The sequence below is a fragment of the Citrobacter sp. RHB21-C05 genome, assembly GCF_013889015.1.
Taxonomy (GTDB): Bacteria; Pseudomonadota; Gammaproteobacteria; order Enterobacterales; family Enterobacteriaceae; genus Citrobacter_A; species Citrobacter_A sedlakii.
This window is the reverse complement of sequence record NZ_CP057611.1, coordinates 2544065-2562558: the sequence shown is the minus strand read 5'-3', so window position 1 is coordinate 2562558 and position 18494 is coordinate 2544065. Positions and strand designations below refer to the sequence as shown.

Genomic DNA, 18494 nt, shown 5'->3' with positions numbered 1-18494 from the left:
GAAGCTACAGACATTTTTGTTATCCGGGTATGACGTAATGGCGGGAAATATATTCACCAAAATAATAACAACAGCCGAAGCGCACGCAGGTTATGAAGAGCGATCACAGAAGATAAAAAACATAAGAAATGAATCAAAAAACATAATAGACCGAAAAAAGCATCTGTGAAGAAATGCACGCACCGGGATGTTGTGTGCTGCTTTTATTATTTTATTAAGGATAAATTATGTCTGAAGTGGAACAATTACCCATAAAAGAAAAAATAGGTTATAGCCTGGGCGACGCCGCAAGCCATATTGTCTTTGACTCTTCCGTTGCCATTCTGGCCTATTTTTATACCGATATTTATGGCCTACCGCCCGCCGTAATGGGGACCATGTTTTTGCTGGTCCGTCTGCTGGACGCCATTACCGATCCGGTGATGGGCGCAATTGCCGATGCGACCGCGACGCGCTGGGGCCGCTTTCGTCCGTGGCTGCTGGCAATCTGTATCCCTTTTGCCGTGAGCTGCGTACTGGTCTATTCCACGCCAGATTTTAGCGACAGCGGTAAAATAGCCTATGCCGTCGCGGCTTATATATTTATGACATTAATGTATACCGCCATTAATATTCCTTACTGCTCGTTAGGCGCGGCATTAACCGCCGATCCCAATGAGAATTTATCGCTGCAATCCTGGCGGTTCGCCATTACGCCGATTGGCGGCGCGTTAGGCACCGCCTTTATTCTGCCGGTGGCGGATTACCTCTCGCCGGGCGACAGAGCGAGCGGTATTCAACTGGCGATGGCGCTGTTTGGCGCGATTGGCTGCGTTATGTTTTTGATCTGCTTCCTGACCACCAAAGAACGCGTTCAGCCGATTAAAGAGGAGAATATGAACATCGCCCGCGATGTGAAAATCCTTTTTCAAAACGAGCAGTGGCGTATTTTGTCGGTCTATAACTTTATGATGCTGGTGGCGGTAGTGATCCGCGGCGGCGCAGTGGTGTATTACGTTAACACGGTGCTGAACAAAGGTGCGGATGTGATCACCTGGTTTATGCTTGGCGGGATGTTTGCATCAATGCTTGGTTCGGTGCTGGCGAAACCGTTTGGCACCCGCTTTTGCAAAATTAAGCTCTCTTTCTGGATCAATATTCTCAACGCCGCGCTCGGCGTAGCCTGTTATTTCCTGCCGGTAGAATGGTGGATTGTCCCGCTGCTGGCGCATCTGGCGATCCAGATTATTCAGGGCGGCAATGGCGCGATTCAATGGTCGATGATCACTGATGCTAATAACTACGGTGAATGGAAAACCCGTCGGCGAATCACCGGAATGAACGTCGCGGCGAACATTTTTGTCATCAAACTTGGCGTTGCGGTTGGTGGTGCGATTATCGGTTGGGTACTGGCGTTTTACGGTTACGCCACCAACAGCGACACCCAGCCGGACGGCGCCGTGGATGGCGTGATAATGCTGTTTACGCTACTGCCCGCGCTGTTTTATTTACTCACCGCGGTGTCGATTAAGTTTTACCAGCTCAATGCCGACAAAATGCATGCTGTGGTTCAGGACCTGCAAAAAGGTCAGTTTGCGGGCTAACGGTAGGGTAAGCGTGTATCCGGCCCACTGAACACTGCGGACCGGATACCGGCAGGGTCATTTCTGTCGTAAGACACGCTGCCCCGCGACGTCGAGCGTCAGCGCCTCGCCGGTTTGTACTGCATCCAGCGCATGGCCCTGCTGACAAACCCAGGCGATGCCCATTTCACGAGCGATAAGCGCGCCGTGCGCAAGCGGGCTTCCGCCACGCAGACAAATGCCTTTCACCACCGCAGGGTCAAGCGCCACCACGGTGGAAGGGCAGAGATCGTCCGCCACCAGAATCGCCGGAGCAGTAAACTCAGGCAACGTAAGCGGGCATTGTTGCAGATGACGCAGACTACGCTGCAACAGATCGTCAATGTCGATATCGCGCGCCCGCAGATAAGCGTCATCAAGCTGGCGATACTGCGCGCTCATCTCCGTTAATACCTGTTGCCATGCGTACTCTGCGGTGCAGTGCTCGCTTCGCAGTAATTCACAAGCGCGGGTAAACAGCTCCGGGTCGTCGAGCAGCATATGGTGGCCAGAGAAGATCGCCGCCAGATCGCCCGGCCAGCTCGCCTCGACGCGGGTTACCAGTGACATCAAATCCAGCAGGGTGAGATCCAACGCGTTGCGCAGACGTGACTGTTCTGCCGTGACGCTCAATACGCTCTTTTTAACGACGGGGGGCAGCGTCGGCGCATAGCGGTATGCTTTTCCCGTTACCGCCGCCGTCGCAGTCTGCATCGCCGGCGCTGCTGCCGACTCGCCAAAATTTGCCGCCGCCAGTTGGCTGAACGCCGCCAGCGCGTCATCCGCCTGCTCGCCACGGGCTAACAGACGAATAGTGTCATTACAACGTATCTGCAACAACGCAATCTGATTCAGGCTGTCCGGGGTCACGCATTTGCCGTTCTTTTCCAGCAGAAGGGCGGCGTTAAAGCCGGACAGCGTCGAAACCAGCCGCGACGCCGGACGGACATGCAGCCCGTTGTGATTCTTTACCACCACCGAAACCGACTTCGCTTCGCCGTCCGTAAGCGAGGGCGCGGCCTGCGTCTGGGCGGCTGGGGAAGGTAAACCTAACTGCTCACGTTTCGCCTCCAGCGCATTCATCGCATCAGCAACGACTTTATCGATATCCGCGCCTGCCGCAGCACTCACCGTGGCCGCCAGCGTACCCTCCACCAGCGGCGCGGCGCACAGGCGAACTTTCGCGGCAACAGCCGGTTCGAGCAGTTCCAGCGCTGTTTCCGCGCTCAGCAACGCGCTGCCGATATCCATCATCACCAGCACGTTGTCGGCATCGGCAACAGACTCGATAGCCTCCATCACTTTTATCGGGTCGGTACCGATAGGGTTTTGCGGATCGTCGATCCCGGCGGCAATGGCAATCTTACAATCTTCGCCCATTAACATTTGCCGCGCTAACTCGCCGACCCCTTCACCCAGCCGGGCGCTATGAGAAACAATTACCAGGTTTACCATCACACCGTCCTTACTCTTTTGCCGCTGCGCTCAGCATCTGGGTAATAAACATGACCGAGGTTGCGCCAGGATCCTGATGCCCAATGCTGCGCTCGCCCAGATAGCTGGCGCGCCCTTTGCGTGCCTGCATCGTAATCGTACTTTGCGCGGCGGCTTCCGCCTGCGCGGCGGCGGCGTCCAGGGCGGCGGGTATGGACAGATTTTGTTCGCAGGCCAGACGCAACGACTCGACTACCGGCAGCCAAACGTCGCACATTGTTTTATCCCCCGGTTCCGCTTTGCCCCGGCTGATGACGCCATCTGCGCCTTCGCGCATCATCTGATAAAGTTCTTCCAGCGACAGACTCTGATGGGCTTGCGTCACCTGGGCTGCGCGGATAAAAAAGGTACCAAACAGCGGGCCGCTTGCGCCGCCGACGCTGGAAAGCAGCGTCATGCCGGTATTTTTCAAAATAAAACCGATATCTTTGTCGGCAATAGCGGGTAATTTTTCTACCACCTTGCTAAAACCGCGATGCATATTCAGACCGTGGTCGGCGTCGCCTATTTCGCGATCCAGCCCGGTGAGATAATCGCTTTGCTGGTTGAAAATGTCGCCGCAGCGATAGAGCCAGTTGACGATTTGCGTTCTGGTCAGTGACATAACGTTCTCCTTAGTTTCCCCAGTTCAGGGCCGGGGTATGAACCGGGGCGTCCCATAATGCGAGGGTGTCGTCGTCCACTTTCAACAGGGTGATGGAAAAGCCGGACATATCGAGCGACGTGCAGTAGGCGCCGATCAGATTGCGCTCGATAATCATTCCTGCCTCCTGGCAGCGCGTTTCCAGGCGATTGTAAACGCCGTAGAGTTCCGAAAGCGGCGTCGCGCCGAGATTATTGACCAGCGCAATTACCCGGTCGCCGCGCTGTAAAGGCTGCTTGCTTTGTTTGTCTTCCAGCCAGACGCCCTGCTGTGGATCCCAGTGGCGCAGCGTACGGCTATAGGCACCGTTTTCCAGCAGCGTATCGAACATCTGATCCACGGTCTCATCCAGCGAGGAAAAGGCGCGACGGTCGATACCTGGCTCACCGTGAATACCCACGCCGAACTCCATTTCGTTGTCGTTCAGGGTGAAAGATGGTTTACCGGCGGCGGGAACCGTGCAGGCCGCAAGAGCGACGCCAATCGAATGACCGTGATTATTCAGTCTGCGGCCCAGCTCAGCGCAGGCTTCCAGCGAGTCGCCGCGCTCTGCCGCCGCGCCGACCAGCTTTTCTATCAGGACCGTATTGGCGACGCCGCGACGTCCGGCGGTATACAGGCTGTCTTTGACCGCCACGTCGTCGTCAACCACAACGGTGGTGACCTTCACGCCGCTGTCGTGGAGCAGTTCGGTGGCGGTTTCAAAGTTGAGGATATCGCCAGTGTAGTTTTTAATAATCAGCAGCACGCCTTCGCCGCCGTCAATCTGCATGGCGCACTCAAACATTTTATCCGGCGTCGGCGAGGTGAATATTTCGCCGGGGCAGGCGCCGGAGAGCATTCCCCGCCCAATATAGCCACAGTGCATCGGCTCATGTCCGCTTCCGCCGCCGGACAGCAGCGCCACTTTGCCCTGAACGGGGGCATCCGCGCGGGTGACATACACCGGATCCTGATGCAGGGTCAGCGTAGGGTAGGCTTTCGCCAGACCCGCCAGTTGTTCACTCAGTACGTCTTCCACACGGTTAATTAGCTTTTTCATTTTTTGCTCCGGGTTATCTCCAGGGACAGGACGTGTTCAACATCACGGCGACCGCGCGCTGCCGATAGCGCAATTGTGCCCCAGCGCGCGAAAAAGAAAATTCATCGGTGTTATGTTTCATAATGGAACCAAACTGAGCAGAAATGTTTCATTCTGGAACGCATTTGACGGAAAACACGCAAAAATGCGAGCGAGCGCACCCTGACTGGAGATAACCGGCAATGGCTTCACCTGATGACGAGATTCCTGCGTTTCTGCGCGCTTCATGGTTGCGCTGCGCCAGTATTATGCGCCCTGATTTCTGGTCGAGGCCGCATCGGGCGCAGGGGCTGACCTTTGACACCATTTGCCGGCGTAAAGCGGCGCTGCTGACGCTGGGGCAGGCGGCGCTGGAAGATGCGTGGGAGTACATGATGCCGTGTCGGTGCGGGCTGTTTATTCTTGATGAAAGCGCCTGCGTGTTGAGCTGCTGCGGCGATGCCGGGACGCTTGAGCAGCTTGCGGCGCTTGGGTTTGTTGAGGGGACCTACTGTGCGGAAAGCATTATTGGCACCTGTGCGCTGTCTCTGGCCGCTCTGCTTGGGCAGCCGGTAAAAACCCGGGGTTCCCATCACTTCCGGCACGCGTTGCGCCCGTGGTGCGTCTGCGCGACGCCGGTTTTTGATAATCACGGACGTCTTACCGGTTCGATCGCGCTGGTTTGCCGGGCGGGCGACGATACCTCATCCGATCTGCCGCTCACGCTGGCGATAGCCCGGGAGGTGGCTAATTCTCTGCTCACCGACAGTCTGCTGGCGGAATCCAACCGTCACCTTAACCATCTGAATGGTCTGTTAGAAAGCATGGACGATGGCGTGATGACCTGGAATGCCCAGGGCCACGTGCAGTTTATCAACGCAAGGGCGGCGCGGTTGCTGCACCTTGACGTAGCGGCAGCCCAGGGGAAAAACCTGACGGAGTTATTCACGTTGCCCGCAGTGCTGGTGCGGGCCGTCCGGCAACACCGTCCACTTCATCATGTCGAGGCAACGTTCGAAAGCCAGCATCAGTTTGTGGATGCGGTGATCACCCTGAAACCGATCCAGGACGCACAGGGCACCGGCTTTATTTTATTGTTGCACCCGGTGGAAAAAATGCGCCAGCTCATGACCAGTCAGTTGGGCAAAGTGAATTTTACCTTCGCGCAAATGGCGCAGAACGATCCGCAAACCCAGCGGCTCGTCCACTTTGGCCGCCAGGCGGCGCGCGGCGCTTTTCCGGTACTATTGCGCGGCGAGGAAGGCGTGGGTAAGGAGTTGCTGAGCCAGGCGATCCACAATGACAGCGAGCGCGCGGAAGGGCCGTACATTGCGGTAAACTGTCAACTGTATGCCGAACGGGCACTGGATTTTGCGTCAACGACGGCGGGTGAGGAGGGCGAAGGACGCCTGAGTCGGCTGGAACTGGCGAACGGTGGAACGCTGTATCTGGAAAAAATCGAATATCTCGCCCCGGCACTGCAGTCGGCGCTGCTGCAGGTCATCAAACAGGGCGTGATTACCCGTCTCGATGCCAGGCGCGTAGTGCCGGTCGATGTGAAGGTTATCGCCGCCACCACGGCGGATCTGGCGCTGCTGGTGGAACAAAACCGCTTCAGCCGTCAGCTTTACTATGCGCTACATGCTTTTGAGATCACTATTCCGCCGCTGCGGATGCGTCGCAGCAGCATTCCTTCGCTGGTCGATCACCGGTTACGCCGTCTTGAGAAACGCTTTTCCACGCGGCTCAGGATGGACGATGACGTGCTGGCGCAACTGGTCGCCTGCGACTGGCCGGGAAATGATTTTGAACTGAACAGCGTCATTGAGAATACGGCGCTGCGCAGTGAAAAAGGGCGCATTCACCTCAGCCACCTGCCGGACTATGTCTTCAATGAACGGCGAAATGCGCCTCTGGCGGAAGAGCGGCGGTCTGCCAGCTTATCGTTCGCGGATGCCGGGAAAGAGGCGATTATTCACGCCGCCAGACTCACCGGCGGACGGGTACAGGAGATGTCCGCGCTGTTAAAAATTGGCCGGACGACGCTTTGGCGAAAAATGAAGGTCTATGGCATTGACGTCGGCCAGTATAAATCGCTGCGCGATAACGATTAGAAGCGTGATGGCAGATGGTTAATCGCGATCAGCTTGCCCTGGCTCAGTTCGATATAGCCCCCTTTTTTCAGCGCCGAGAGAATTTTCATGACGCTGCTGCGTGAGATATGCGTTCTGTCGAGAATAAACTGATAAGCGGCCACGCTTTCCCGGATACTGTCCGGCTCCTGATTCAGCGCCAGCAACTGCTTACAAAGAAGATCATAGGCGGTTGGCGCGGTCGCCATCTCATTTTGTATAAACAGCTTATTCATCACGACGATCATATGCTTCGCCATGATTTCCCAGAGCTGTTTCTCCTCAATGCGCGCCATGACGGTATCAAGGGGCACGGTGGCGACCTCACACGGCTCCAGCGCACGCAGCAGCAGCTTTTCGGATAAGGCGCTGGTAAAACCCAGCGAGACAGGAGCGGATGCAATGCCGAGCGCCAGGTGATTTTCCTGGTTTTCAATGCTGACCACACCGCTACGGATAAACTGACAGCAGTGCTCGCCCGCGCGAATAAAAACAAACCGACTGCCTTTAGGATAGCAGCGAAATTCCTGCTCCTGCGTCAACTGCTTTAGCAGTTCCGGGGCATAAACGGAAGGCTGCTTGAGAAGATTAAACGATGATTGCTGCGACATGATGGCGGTCCGGTCATGATTAACGCTTTGAGAACCTGCGGTATCAGGTTCTTACTTTGACGAGCATAGTCTACGGCTAATATTTCAGGGGAATATTTTGCTGTATCTGGAGAAGTACGCCACGTTCCGTGATGATATAGCCACCTTTTTTAAGGTCGGCAAGAATTTTCATAATGCTGCTGCGTGACAAAAAGGTTCGGCTCTGAATGTAGTTCGCCGCGGTAATGTTGCGGCGGAACTCAACAGATTCCTTCATTAACTCATAAAGTTGTGAGCGAATAATATCGTAGGAACTGGGCGCGGTAATACGCGTACAATGATCGTAAACCCGTCCTGCGGTGTAAACCAACAGCGACGCCAGGCTTTCCCACAGATTCTCTTTCGTAATGACCTCATTGACTTTTGTCAGGGGTAATACCGCCACCCGCGAACACTCCTCACTGCGCATAAAAAGATAACTGGCATCACAGAGTTGATTACTTAAGCCAAAGACAAACGGCGCGACTTCGGAATTAAACATAAAGCTATCCCGCGTTCTGAATATTGAAATAGTTCCTTTCAGCAGGAGTAGGCATTGATGGGAGTTATTGTTTTTATAGTTAATTATTTGTCTTGGGTTTGTTTCATATATGTTAGCGTGCGGCAGAAGTTTATCTATTATCCGCTCAATGTGTTTTACCGGTTTTATCGGCAGGTCTTTATATGCAATTGATTCAGTAGCTATTTTGCGTGCAGGCATCATTGCTCTCCCATGGCATTATCATAATTGGAATAACGTAACTTACTGCTTGATTTAGTAATTATGGGGAGTGCAAATTAATAAGTGAATCTGGAATAAAGTGTAAAATTACACCAAAAAATCACTTGAGCGAATATATGCAGCTATATGAAAATCATCATTAAGCAATATGACAACGTATTTGGTTGCTGCTTGCAGAAAGCGGAATGACGTGTAACACGATAACGTGGTTTTGACTTATGGCCTGGCATTTTTCAAAGACATAGCGGAAATGTTCTCGCTAAAGAGGCGGTTTTCGCACCGGTAAATTAACCGGATTATAAATAAACAAAAGTTAAGGATAGCAATGATGAAAAAAAATAGCGTAGTGATGGCGTTATCCGTCGCAGGTCTTTTGACTATTTCAAATGCCATCGCCTATGACGGCACGGTTAATTTTATGGGACAAATTCTCGATACCGCATGTACCGTGGATATTGGTTCCAATAATACCCTGATGGTGGATATGGGCAGCGTTTCCAAAACGGCTTTTGTCAGCGTTGGCGATGAGGCATCGACAACGAAATTCACCTTAAGATTGATCAATTGTCCGGTCAGCGTGACGTCGGCAAAGGTCAAGTTTGATGGCTTAGTCGATGCGTTTGACAACAGTTTACTGGCGATAAACCCGGATCCGGGGGCGGCGAGTGGCGTGGCGATTCGACTGAAAACAGCGGATAAAAGCAACCTTGGGCTGAACGAGGTGAACGGCTATTCGTATCCGTTATCCAGTACCGCGGATAATCATCTGGATTTTTACGCGGCTTATGTCGCCACCAGCGCCACGGTGATGGCGGGGCCGGCTAACGCTGTCGCCAATTTTACCGTTAACTATAACTGATTTACCTGCGCCGTTTAAGGGCCAGTATTTGGCCCTTTCAGAGGTTTAGTATGAATGCATTACGTTGTTGCGTCCTGTTCCCCGTGTTTTTCGCGATGGGTATTTCGATGACACACGCTGGCGTTTCCGTTGGCGGTACGCGCGTTATTTATGATGGTGAAAAAAAAGAGGCCTCTCTTAGCGTCAGTAATCCCGATACGATCCCGTATTTAATTCAATCGTGGATTGAATTACCGGATGCGGCTCGAACAAAAGCCCCGTTTATTATAACGCCGCCGCTTTATCGCCTGGATAACGGTCAGCAAAACGTAATGCGAATTATCCGCAGCGGAAATTTGCCGGAAAATAAAGAATCGTTGTTCTGGTTGAACATTAAGTCAATCCCGTCGGCAGCGCGAAAGGACAATACGTTGCAAATCGCCGTAAAGACACGAATAAAGCTCATTTATCGTCCCGGTCAACTGCGTCAGTCGACGCCGGAAGCGCAGGCAGAGAAATTAATCTGGCGGCTGGACGGAAAGTTTATTCAGGTAAAAAATCCTTCCGCATACTTTATTAATTTTAATGAAATTACCGTGGCAGGTAAAAAAGTGAACGATGTGACATTCGTTGCGCCGGAAAGTACCGCCCGTTTCGCGCTGCCGTCCGGCGTCAGTGGCGGCGCCGTCACCTTTAAAATCATTAACGATTATGGCGGGACAGGCGACGCGCATCGCGCTGCAATATAGCCAGGGATGGCTGTCGGGGAATAAAGTCAATGATGATAGCAAATTACAGAAATCACCTTCCCCCGATCCGACTGGCGATGTTTATCTCATTAATGATTTCAGCTGTGCTGAATGAGGCGAAGGGAAGAGATTATTTCAACCCGGCGTTACTTGAACGAACCCAAAGCGCATCCGGGGAAATTGACCTTTCTGGTTTTGAAACGGGTCAGCAGGCAGAAGGAACCTATCGGGTCGATATTCTCCTTAATGGAGAGCTCCGGGAGACCCGGGAGGTCGCCTTTGTCAGGGATGATGACGGAAACCTTCAACCCTGCCTGAGCGACGTTATTTTACAGCGCTACGGGGTGAGAACTGACGTCTATCCGGGGTTAATGGCGAAAGGCGACTGTGCGGAGCTGTCAGCGATCCCTCAGGCATCCAGTGAACTGTCATTTTCCTCCCAGAAACTGATGCTAAGTATGCCACAGGTTGCGCTTTCCGCCCACGCGCGGGGCTATGTCGCGCCGGAACTGTGGGACGAAGGGATAACCGCGGCAATGCTGAATTACAGCCTGAGCGGGGACAATAGCCGGGAAAAAAATACCGGCTTAACCCGCAACAGTCAGTACGCCAATCTGCGACCGGGCATGAATATCGGCCCCTGGCGTCTGCGTAACTACACCACCTGGAATCGCGACAGCGAGGGCAACGATCGCTGGGATACGGTTTACACCTATCTGCAGCGCAACATTATTCCCTTGAAAGCGCAGGTGGTTCTGGGCGACAGCGCCTCGCCCGCCGATGTTTTTGACAGCATTCCGTTTCGCGGCGGTCAGCTTGCGTCAGATGACGACATGCTGCCGGATTCGCTGAAAGGTTATGCGCCGGTGGTCCGGGGGATCGCCCGTACGCATGCGCAAATTATTATCCGGCAAAACGGCTATCAGATTTATCAAGGTTACGTCGCGCCCGGCGCGTTTGAGATCAGCGATATGTACCCGACTGGCGGGGCCGGCGATCTTGAGGTGACCCTGAAAGAAGCCGACGGCAGCGAGCAGCATTTCACCGTGCCGTTTGCCTCATTACCGGTGCTCCAGCGTGAAGGACGCTTCAAATTTTCGCTTACCGCGGGCCGCTACCGTACTTACGACAGCCGGGTGGAGCGCGCTCCATTTTCCCAGGGGACGGCGATGTATGGTTTACCCCACGCGTTTACCGTTTACGGGGGAATACAGATTGCTGATCGCTACCGCGCGATGGCGATGGGGGTGGGTAAAAACCTCGGTGTCGTAGGGGCGGTTTCTGGCGATGTGATTCAGTCATGGGCCCGACCACATGAAGCCGGGAAGGCGCAGGGACAGTCCTGGCGCATTCGCTACAGCAAAAACAGTGTGGCGACCGGAACGAATTTCGCGATCGCGGGTTATCGCTACTCAACACGCGGTTATTACGCCATGCAGGACGTGTTTGATACCTACGGTGGCGGTAACGTGCTGTCGCAGAAGCGGCGTAATCGCATGGAGGCTAACGTCAGCCAGAGTCTTGGCGCAGGCGCAGGTTCGCTGTCGCTCACTGCGGTGCGGGAAGATTACTGGCATTCAGGTAAACCCATGCAGTCGCTGAGTGTCAGCTATAACAACACCTGGAAACAACTCAGCTACGGAATTAGCTGGACGCAGAGTCAAAACAATCAGTCAGGCAATCACGGTCATGCGGAGAGCGATCGCCAGATAGCCCTTAACGTCAGCATGCCGCTGACGGCGTTTATGGCAAATACCTGGGCTCATTCTGGCCTGAACCACAGCCGCAGCGGCGGCACGACCCAAAGCATCGGAGTCAGCGGTATGGCGCTGGCAGGAAATGCCCTGAGCTGGAATATCCAGCAGGGATACGGTTCGGATGACGTGGGCTATACCGGCAGTCTGAACGCCGATTATAAGGGAACCTATGGGGAACTGAGCGGCGGCTACAGCTATGACCGCGCGAGCCAGCGGGTGAACTATGCCCTGGCCGGCGGCGTGTTGGCGCACGCTGACGGCGTTACGCTGTCCCAGCCGCTGGGAGAAACTAACGTGTTAATTAAAGCGCCGGGCGCGGGCGGTGTCGGGGTGAAAAATCAGAGCGGCGTCAAAACCGATTTTCGCGGCTATACCCTGGCCAGTAACGTATCGCCGTATCGTAAAAACGATATCGGACTGGATACGCTAACCGTTCCCGACAACGTGGAACTGGCGTTGACCAATAAAAACGTTGTGCCGACGCGTGGCGCCGTCGTGCGTGCTGAGTTTATCGCCAGCGTCGGGCAGCGCCTGTTGCTGAATTTACGCCGTGATAACGGGCTACCGGTGCCGTTTGGTTCGGTTGCCAGCGTTAGCGGCGCAAAGGGGCCGGGGTTTATTGTGGGCGATGACGGACAGGTTTATCTCAGCGGAATGGAACGGCAGGGCACGCTGGATGTCGTCTGGGGAGACGGCCCGCGACAGCGCTGTCGCGCCGCTTATTCGCTGGATGTGACAGAACAGTATTCCGGCGTCAACGTCGCCAACAGCCTTTGTCGCTGAATACTTCACTTACGGCAATGAGAACAATACCGTGCGGCAAATTCATTTTTTATTCGGCGCGTTAATCCTGGCCTTTTCCGGTCTGTGTTCCGCCGACGTGTGCGAAATAACGGCGCCGCTGATTCGAACCGTGTCGACAGGCAATATTCTGGTGCAGCGTGATACAGGCGCAGGCGCGGAAATTGCCCGCGTCCGGGTCTCCGGATTTGTTGAACTGGCGTCGTTTTCATCCACTGGCGTCGCGAGTTGCAATGGCGGCTATACGTTTAATTACTTATCCGCCACGCCCGCGTCCATGAGCGGAGTGTATAACACTAACCTCGACGGCGTCGGGATGCGCACGTCGTTCGACGCCGGTAATTTCATGCTGCCATCTTATGGCGCGAATATTAAGACGCTCTATTACCTCGGTAATTATGACGTCATTTTTTATAAAACCGGAAACATCACCTCTGGCCCCTTAACCCCTGGATTAATTGCGCAGGGCTGGTATGGCGCGCCGGATAATCACTTTGTGCAAATTTCGCTGGACGCCGCAAGTCAGGTCACGGTATTAGCCTGTTCGCTTTCCAGCCAGGTGATTAATTTTAATCTCGGCGATATTAATGCCAGCGCATTTTCAGACCGACCAGGATTTATCCCCTCGCGCGGCGATACGCAAACCCTGGGATTGAATTGCGATCCTTCAACCAATATCAACATTGAACTGAGCGGAACGCCAAACCCGGATGTCAGCGGCGATTCCGGCGTTCTGGCGCTCAACGGGCAGGGGATGCCCGGCACGGCGGAAGGTGTTGGGGTGCAACTGGTTTACAACACGATTCCGCTGCAGCTGAACAACCGCATCCTGCTGAAACAATCGGCGGGTGGGCAGGAAGCGTTTCCCCTGACGGCGCGTTATTACCAGACCCGGGCTGTTGTTAAGCCGGGCAGTGCGAATGCCACGGCAACGCTGAATGTAACGTATCAATAGCAGGTGATGAAAATGCCCGGTAAACAAGGACTGGCAATAGCGATGTTATTTTCTGCGCCGGCGTGGAGCATTGGCGATCCGGTGGCGCTGTACGTCACCGGCAACGTAAAAGCGGCGCCGTGTCAGATCAGCAGCGACAGCGTAACGAAAACGGTCGACCTTACCGCCGATCAATCGGTTACCGCGTCGTCCATGTACACCCCGGGCTCAACCACGCCATGGGTGGCGTTCGATTTGAGTGTGGAAAACTGTCCCGCTGGCACTACTCAGGTTACCGTCATGTTTAATGGCAGTCCGGATCAAAACCAACCGCAGGACCGATATCAAAACGTCGGAACGGCGACGCCGGTGGCGGTACAGCTTCAGAGCCGCGATGGACAGCCGCTTGGGGATGGAAAATCACTTAGCGGTCAGGTGGAAAGTCAGCGTTATACATGGCAACTGCGCGCCCGCATCGTGAGCCAGCAGGGACATGTCATGCCGGGCACCGTTAATGCTGTCGTGACCGTTTCAATGACCTATCAGTAAAACGTTGACAGGCGCTTTATGAATATCATTATCCGCTGTGATGATAGCTTTTATAAATTTGGGCTGACCGCGCTGCTGGCGGAAATATTCCAGCAGGAAGACGAACAGCAGACGGTCATTTTTGCTGATTATCATCCAGATAAAATCAGGGCGGCGGATATTCTCGTTGCTGTTCTGCGTCCGGGAGAGGCCTATCTGTGCCATCCGGAATTATTACATTGTAAGGCCGGGTTGATGATTGGCATTGTCGAACAGCGTCACGTTCCCGCTCGCGGCGAACTGCCGGATTGCCTGCACCAAATTGTGTTGATGGCCCATAACGCCACGGTTGACCATCTGCGCAATACGATAGCACATCACTGGCCGTTAACCCGGCAAGATAAAGATGAGGACGTTAAACGCTCCTGCGTCAGCTGTTCCCATAAGCGCGTTTCCGATAAGCAGCAGCATCTGATACGCCTGTTGCTCTCCGGCCTGACTTCCCGGCAGATCGGCGCGCAGATGAACATTGGTCAGAAAACCGTACTGGCCCATCGCCATGCGCTCATGCATAAATTCAGGCTCAGGTCGGACTGTGAACTGATGCAGTTTCTGGTGGCGAAGGAGGAAAAATATCCGCACCGGGGCGGGGAAGAAGGAGGACGATGATCTGGCCGGGCAGGGGAGGTCGCCGCCCGGCGCAGGGCAGGATCAGCGTCCTGCTTTCAGCTTCTGATAATACTCTTCGTAGATTGCGCTGGCCGCGCCTACGTCGTTCTGCCATTCCCCTTTGCTGACGGTTTCCGCATCCGGGTAGAGCGATTTGTCATTGGCGACTTCCGGGCTGAGTAGCTTACGCGCCGCCAGGTTTGGCGTCGGGTAACCGATGGTTTCCGCCACTTCTTTCGCCACATCCGGGCGCAGCAGGAAATTGATCAGCTTAAGCGCGCCTTCTTTATTTTTCGCGTTTGCCGGAATGGCGAGGCTGTCCATCCAGAAGATACCGCCTTCTTTCGGCCAGACGACTTCCAGCGGCGTACCCGCCTGGCGCGCCACGAACGCAGAACCGTTCCATACCATCCCGAGGTTGACTTCACCCTCCATGTACGGATTTGCCGGGTTGTCGGAATTAAAAGCCGCCACGTTTGGCATCAGTTTTTTCAGCTCGTTGTACGCCGCTTCAATCTCTTTCGGATCGGTGGTGTTGCCGGAATAACCCAGCTTGCGCAGCGCCATCTGGAACACTTCTCGCGCATCGTCGGTCAACAGAAGGCTGCCTTTGTATTCCGGTTTCCACAAATCGGCCCAGCTGATGACGGTTTTCGGGTCAATGCTGTCGCTGTTGACGCCAATAGCCGTCGCCCCCCAGATATACGGAATGGAGTAGTCGTTGTTTGGGTCAAATGGCTTGTTCAGCATGTCAGGGTCAAGGTTGCTGAAGTTGGTCAACGTCGACTTGTCGATCTTCTGGATCATGCCTTCTTTGCGCATTTTATCCACGTAATAGGTGGACGGAACCACCAGATCGTACGCGCCTTCTTTATAGGTTTTGAGCTTGGCGTACATGGTTTCATTCGACTCATAGGTCGAATAGATAACCTTAATGCCGGTCTCTTTGGTGAACTGTTCCAGCAGACCTGGCGGAACATACTCGGTCCAGTTGTAGAAATAGAGCGTTTTACTGTCGTCCGCGTGCGCGGCGCTCATACCGATAGCGAGAGCGCCTGCCGCGAGCAGGTGGCGTGACCATTTTTTCATTTAACGTCCCCTGAGATTAACGCCTGACTCTCCAGGCGGATTGAACAACACTTACGCCTGACGAGACAGGCTCTTCGTTTTATCGCGAGCGATAAGCTGGCTGGCAATCACCATCACCAGCGACAGCACCAACAGGATTGTCGCCAGCGCATTCACCTCCGGTGAGACGCCGACTTTCACCATGGAGTATATTTTCAATGGCAGAATTTCATAACCCGGTCCGGTGACGAACGACGAGACCACCACATCGTCCATCGACAGCGTAAAGCTCAGTAGCCAGCCTGCCGCCACCGCCGGCATTGCCAGCGGCAGGATGATTTTACGCAGAATAGTCAGTTCGCTGGCGCCCAGATCTTTTGCCGCTTCCAGCATTCGCACGTCAAATCCTTTCAGACGCGAGTAGACCGTCACCACCACGAAAGGCAGACAGAACGTGATATGCGAGAACAGCAGCGACCAGAAGCCGAGCTGGATGCCAAGCAGCATAAACAGGACCAGCAGCGAAATCGCCATCACGATATCCGGCGACATCATCACCACAAACAGCATACCGCTGACGAACGGTTTCCCGCGAAAACGGTAACGATACAGCGCTACCGCGGTCAGCGAACCGATCAGCGTGGCGAAAGTAGCCGAAAAGATCGCCATCGTCAGCGAGTGCTGAGCGGCCTGCAGCAGGCTGTCATTATTCATCAACAGGCCATACCATTTTGTGGTAAATCCCTGCCAGTTAATGCCGAATCGCGAGCTGTTAAAGGAATTCACAATCAAAATAATGATGGGAATATACAGGTACGCGTAGATAGCGGTCATAAAACCGCCGCGGAGCAGTCGACCGATCATTCGAGTTCCACCTTCTTATTCAGCAGTCGCGACGCGCGCCAGTAAACCAGCAGCATCAGGCCCATCACGATGGTCAGCGTAATGCTGGTCGCTGCGCCGAACGGCCAGTCGCGGATGTTCAGGAACTGTACCTTAATCACGTTACCGATCAGCAGGTTTTTCGCGCCGCCCATCAGATCGGAGACGTAAAACAGTCCCATCGCCGGCAGCATCACCAGCAGACAGCCCGCGATAATGCCAGGCATGGTCAGCGGAATGATAATGCGGATAAAGGTTTGCAGCTTGCTGGCGCCGAGATCTTTCGCCGCTTCCAGCAGCGGTTTATCGAGCTTTTCGATGCTGGAATAAAGCGGCATGACCATAAATGGCAGCAGGATATAGACCAGACCGATAATCACCGCCCCCGGCGTAAACATAATGCGAATAGGCGTGTCGATGACTCCCAGCCACAGCAGAAACTCGTTAAGGTAGCCTTTGGTGCTAAGGAAAATTTTCAGCCCGTAAATGCGGATCAGCGAGTTAGTCCAGAAGGGGACGATCAGCAGAAACAGCAGCAGCGGACGCACTTTTTGCGGCAGTTTCGCCAGAAACCAGGCAAACGGATAACCCAGCGCCAGACAGGCGAGGGTGGCAATCAGCGCCATATTCAGCGAGTGCAGCAGCACGTCGAAATAGAGCGGATCGAGCAGACGCGTGTAGTTGTCCAACGTAAAGACCATTTTGACGAAATTTGCATCGTCACGGGTCAAAAAGCTGGTGCCAATGATCATCAGGTTGGGCAGAAAGACAAACAACACAAGCCAACCGACGATAGTGATAATCACCACATTCTGGAATTTACTTGTGTTCTTCATCAGCCAGTACGACCTCCCAGCTTTCTACCCAGTTAACGGCCATTTTCTGGTCGAGCGAGTGGTCAAAGTCGGGATCGTCTTCATTGAAGAATTCACTGACCATCACCATCTTACCATTTTCCAGTTCGACAACCGACTCAAGGGTCATCCCCTTGTAGTTGCGCTCGCGCACGTAGCCGATAAGCCCTTCGCCAGGCGAATCGTCGTTAATTTCTTCCACGCGCAAATCTTCCGGGCGCAGGAGAACGTGCAGTTGTTGCCTTGGCTCAACGGCAAAATTCACGTAGATATTGCACTCGCGGCCTTCAACGTTCGCGCGTACCCGCTGTTCGTCTAACCGTTCAATGACCGTCGCATTGAACATATTAATTTCGCCAATGAATCCGGCAACGAACAGGTTTTTTGGCTCTTCGTAAATTTCACGCGGCGTGCCGTCCTGCTCAATGCGTCCGTCGCGCATGACCACAATGCGGTCGGACATGGTGAGCGCTTCTTCCTGGTCGTGGGTGACGAAGACGAACGTGATGCCGAGCTTACGCTGCAAGGCTTTCAGTTCGTTCTGCATCTGCTTTCGCAGTTTATAGTCCAGCGCCGAGAGGGACTCATCCAACAGCAAAAGACGCGGTTTATTGACGACTGCCCGGGCGATGGCCACGCGCTGCTGCTGACCGCCGGAAAGCTGATGCGGTTTGCGCTGTGCGAACTCTTCCAGTTGCACCATCCGCAGCGCTTCAGTTACGCGCGGGGCAATTTCCGCCGCCGGGGTTTTTTGCATACGTAACCCAAAGGCCACATTTTCAAAAACGGTCATGTGGGGGAATAACGCATAGCTCTGGAAAACGGTGTTTACGTAGCGGTTTTCTGCCGGAACGTGGGTGATGTCCTGGTTATCCAGCATAATCTGACCGGAATCCACGGTTTCCAGACCGGCTATCAGGCGAAGCACGGTTGTTTTACCGCAGCCTGAAGGACCCAGCAGCGTGAGGAACTCGCCATTATTGATAGTCAGATCCAACTGGGAAATGACCTCTTTGCCATCGAAGCTTTTGCTGATACCTGATAAAAGAACCAGCGGTGAAAGCGAACGCGGTTGTTTATTCAATTTTTTTCTCTGTCCCATGTAGACGTATC

17 protein-coding genes are annotated in these 18494 nt (G+C 54.1%); 8 read left to right on the top strand and 9 right to left on the bottom strand.

Annotated elements, in window-relative coordinates:
- Positions 1 to 227 precede the first annotated feature (227 nt).
- On the top strand, positions 228 to 1583 hold the full coding sequence (locus HVX72_RS12325; RefSeq protein WP_181821464.1) for a glycoside-pentoside-hexuronide (GPH):cation symporter: 1356 nt from the start codon (positions 228 to 230) through the stop codon (positions 1581 to 1583).
- Positions 1584 to 1640: 57 nt separating this feature from the next.
- Here the strand turns inward: HVX72_RS12325 and dhaM are convergent, their stop codons facing one another.
- From dhaM to dhaK, 3 genes are read right to left on the bottom strand one after another with little or no spacing between them, the layout of a single operon-like run.
- Positions 1641 to 3056 carry a dihydroxyacetone kinase phosphoryl donor subunit DhaM gene (gene dhaM, locus HVX72_RS12320; RefSeq protein WP_181821463.1) on the bottom strand — a complete coding sequence of 472 codons (1416 nt, stop codon included), beginning with the start codon at positions 3054 to 3056 and terminating at the stop codon, positions 1641 to 1643.
- 10 nt (positions 3057 to 3066) lie between these two features.
- On the bottom strand, positions 3067 to 3699 hold the full coding sequence (gene dhaL, locus HVX72_RS12315; protein ID WP_042287666.1) for a dihydroxyacetone kinase subunit DhaL: 633 nt from the start codon (positions 3697 to 3699) through the stop codon (positions 3067 to 3069).
- 10 nt (positions 3700 to 3709) lie between these two features.
- The gene (gene dhaK / locus HVX72_RS12310) at positions 3710 to 4780 is read right to left on the bottom strand and encodes a dihydroxyacetone kinase subunit DhaK (protein WP_181821462.1); all 1071 of its coding nucleotides are present in this window, start codon (positions 4778 to 4780) and stop codon (positions 3710 to 3712) included.
- Positions 4781 to 5001: 221 nt separating this feature from the next.
- Here dhaK and dhaR point away from each other — a divergent pair, with 221 nt between their 5' ends.
- Positions 5002 to 6912, top strand: a complete 1911-nt coding sequence (gene dhaR / locus HVX72_RS12305; protein WP_181821461.1) for a dihydroxyacetone kinase operon transcriptional regulator DhaR — start codon at positions 5002 to 5004, stop codon at positions 6910 to 6912.
- Here the strand turns inward: dhaR and HVX72_RS12300 are convergent.
- Both HVX72_RS12300 and HVX72_RS12295 read right to left on the bottom strand, forming a co-directional pair.
- Positions 6909 to 7541 (bottom strand): winged helix-turn-helix transcriptional regulator, encoded by a 633-nt coding sequence (locus HVX72_RS12300; protein ID WP_060569617.1) that lies wholly within the window; start codon positions 7539 to 7541, stop codon positions 6909 to 6911. The two genes, dhaR and HVX72_RS12300, sit on opposite strands and share 4 nt — an antisense overlap.
- 76 nt (positions 7542 to 7617) lie before the next feature.
- Positions 7618 to 8280: a winged helix-turn-helix transcriptional regulator gene (locus tag HVX72_RS12295; RefSeq protein ID WP_181823272.1), complete on the bottom strand. Its 663-nt coding sequence runs from the start codon at positions 8278 to 8280 to the stop codon at positions 7618 to 7620.
- 346 nt (positions 8281 to 8626) lie between these two features.
- Here HVX72_RS12295 and HVX72_RS12290 point away from each other — a divergent pair, with 346 nt between their 5' ends.
- From HVX72_RS12290 to HVX72_RS12265, 6 genes are read left to right on the top strand one after another with little or no spacing between them, the layout of a single operon-like run.
- A complete protein-coding gene (locus HVX72_RS12290; protein ID WP_167333856.1) occupies positions 8627 to 9160 on the top strand; it encodes a fimbrial protein in 534 nt (177 codons plus the stop codon).
- 50 nt (positions 9161 to 9210) lie between these two features.
- Entirely contained in the window at positions 9211 to 9888 is a 678-nt protein-coding gene (locus HVX72_RS12285; protein ID WP_042287655.1) for a fimbria/pilus periplasmic chaperone, read from the top strand.
- Between the two features lie 29 nt (positions 9889 to 9917).
- The gene (locus HVX72_RS12280; RefSeq protein WP_181821460.1) at positions 9918 to 12428 is read left to right on the top strand and encodes a fimbria/pilus outer membrane usher protein; all 2511 of its coding nucleotides are present in this window, start codon (positions 9918 to 9920) and stop codon (positions 12426 to 12428) included.
- 31 nt (positions 12429 to 12459) lie between these two features.
- Positions 12460 to 13401, top strand: a complete 942-nt coding sequence (locus HVX72_RS12275; RefSeq protein WP_181821459.1) for a fimbrial protein — start codon at positions 12460 to 12462, stop codon at positions 13399 to 13401.
- Positions 13402 to 13413: 12 nt separating this feature from the next.
- Complete coding sequence (locus HVX72_RS12270; RefSeq protein WP_052406284.1) at positions 13414 to 13929, top strand: fimbrial protein; 516 nt, start codon at positions 13414 to 13416, stop codon at positions 13927 to 13929.
- A gap of 18 nt (positions 13930 to 13947) precedes the next feature.
- Positions 13948 to 14577: a helix-turn-helix transcriptional regulator gene (locus HVX72_RS12265; RefSeq protein WP_181821458.1), complete on the top strand. Its 630-nt coding sequence runs from the start codon at positions 13948 to 13950 to the stop codon at positions 14575 to 14577.
- A 42-nt stretch (positions 14578 to 14619) separates the two neighbouring features.
- Here the strand turns inward: HVX72_RS12265 and potD are convergent, their stop codons facing one another.
- Genes potD through potA form a run of 4 tightly spaced genes read right to left on the bottom strand, consistent with a single transcriptional unit; the run spans position 14620 to position 18483 of the window.
- On the bottom strand, positions 14620 to 15666 hold the full coding sequence (gene potD, locus HVX72_RS12260) for a spermidine/putrescine ABC transporter substrate-binding protein PotD (protein ID WP_042287648.1): 1047 nt from the start codon (positions 15664 to 15666) through the stop codon (positions 14620 to 14622).
- 51 nt (positions 15667 to 15717) lie between these two features.
- On the bottom strand, positions 15718 to 16509 hold the full coding sequence (gene potC, locus HVX72_RS12255) for a spermidine/putrescine ABC transporter permease PotC (protein WP_042287646.1): 792 nt from the start codon (positions 16507 to 16509) through the stop codon (positions 15718 to 15720).
- Positions 16506 to 17363 carry a spermidine/putrescine ABC transporter permease PotB gene (potB, locus tag HVX72_RS12250; protein ID WP_060569621.1) on the bottom strand — a complete coding sequence of 286 codons (858 nt, stop codon included), beginning with the start codon at positions 17361 to 17363 and terminating at the stop codon, positions 16506 to 16508. The genes potC and potB overlap by 4 nt, the downstream gene beginning before the upstream one ends.
- Positions 17347 to 18483 (bottom strand): spermidine/putrescine ABC transporter ATP-binding protein PotA, encoded by a 1137-nt coding sequence (potA, locus tag HVX72_RS12245; protein ID WP_181821457.1) that lies wholly within the window; start codon positions 18481 to 18483, stop codon positions 17347 to 17349. The genes potB and potA overlap by 17 nt, the downstream gene beginning before the upstream one ends.
- Positions 18484 to 18494: the final 11 nt, after the last annotated feature.

Excerpts from the sequence above, each read along its gene's own strand:
- HVX72_RS12325 (WP_181821464.1), top strand. The coding sequence starts at position 228 with ATGTCTGAAGTGGAACAATTACCCATAAAAGAAAAAATAGGTTATAGC.
- dhaM (WP_181821463.1), bottom strand. The coding sequence starts at position 3,056 with ATGGTAAACCTGGTAATTGTTTCTCATAGCGCCCGGCTGGGTGAAGGG.
- dhaL (WP_042287666.1), bottom strand. The coding sequence starts at position 3,699 with ATGTCACTGACCAGAACGCAAATCGTCAACTGGCTCTATCGCTGCGGC.
- dhaK (WP_181821462.1), bottom strand. The coding sequence starts at position 4,780 with ATGAAAAAGCTAATTAACCGTGTGGAAGACGTACTGAGTGAACAACTG.
- dhaR (WP_181821461.1), top strand. The coding sequence starts at position 5,002 with ATGGCTTCACCTGATGACGAGATTCCTGCGTTTCTGCGCGCTTCATGG.
- HVX72_RS12300 (WP_060569617.1), bottom strand. The coding sequence starts at position 7,541 with ATGTCGCAGCAATCATCGTTTAATCTTCTCAAGCAGCCTTCCGTTTAT.
- HVX72_RS12295 (WP_181823272.1), bottom strand. The coding sequence starts at position 8,280 with ATGCCTGCACGCAAAATAGCTACTGAATCAATTGCATATAAAGACCTG.
- HVX72_RS12290 (WP_167333856.1), top strand. The coding sequence starts at position 8,627 with ATGATGAAAAAAAATAGCGTAGTGATGGCGTTATCCGTCGCAGGTCTT.
- HVX72_RS12285 (WP_042287655.1), top strand. The coding sequence starts at position 9,211 with ATGAATGCATTACGTTGTTGCGTCCTGTTCCCCGTGTTTTTCGCGATG.
- HVX72_RS12280 (WP_181821460.1), top strand. The coding sequence starts at position 9,918 with ATGATGATAGCAAATTACAGAAATCACCTTCCCCCGATCCGACTGGCG.
- HVX72_RS12270 (WP_052406284.1), top strand. The coding sequence starts at position 13,414 with ATGCCCGGTAAACAAGGACTGGCAATAGCGATGTTATTTTCTGCGCCG.
- HVX72_RS12265 (WP_181821458.1), top strand. The coding sequence starts at position 13,948 with ATGAATATCATTATCCGCTGTGATGATAGCTTTTATAAATTTGGGCTG.
- potD (WP_042287648.1), bottom strand. The coding sequence starts at position 15,666 with ATGAAAAAATGGTCACGCCACCTGCTCGCGGCAGGCGCTCTCGCTATC.
- potC (WP_042287646.1), bottom strand. The coding sequence starts at position 16,509 with ATGATCGGTCGACTGCTCCGCGGCGGTTTTATGACCGCTATCTACGCG.
- potB (WP_060569621.1), bottom strand. The coding sequence starts at position 17,363 with ATGAAGAACACAAGTAAATTCCAGAATGTGGTGATTATCACTATCGTC.
- potA (WP_181821457.1), bottom strand. The coding sequence starts at position 18,483 with ATGGGACAGAGAAAAAAATTGAATAAACAACCGCGTTCGCTTTCACCG.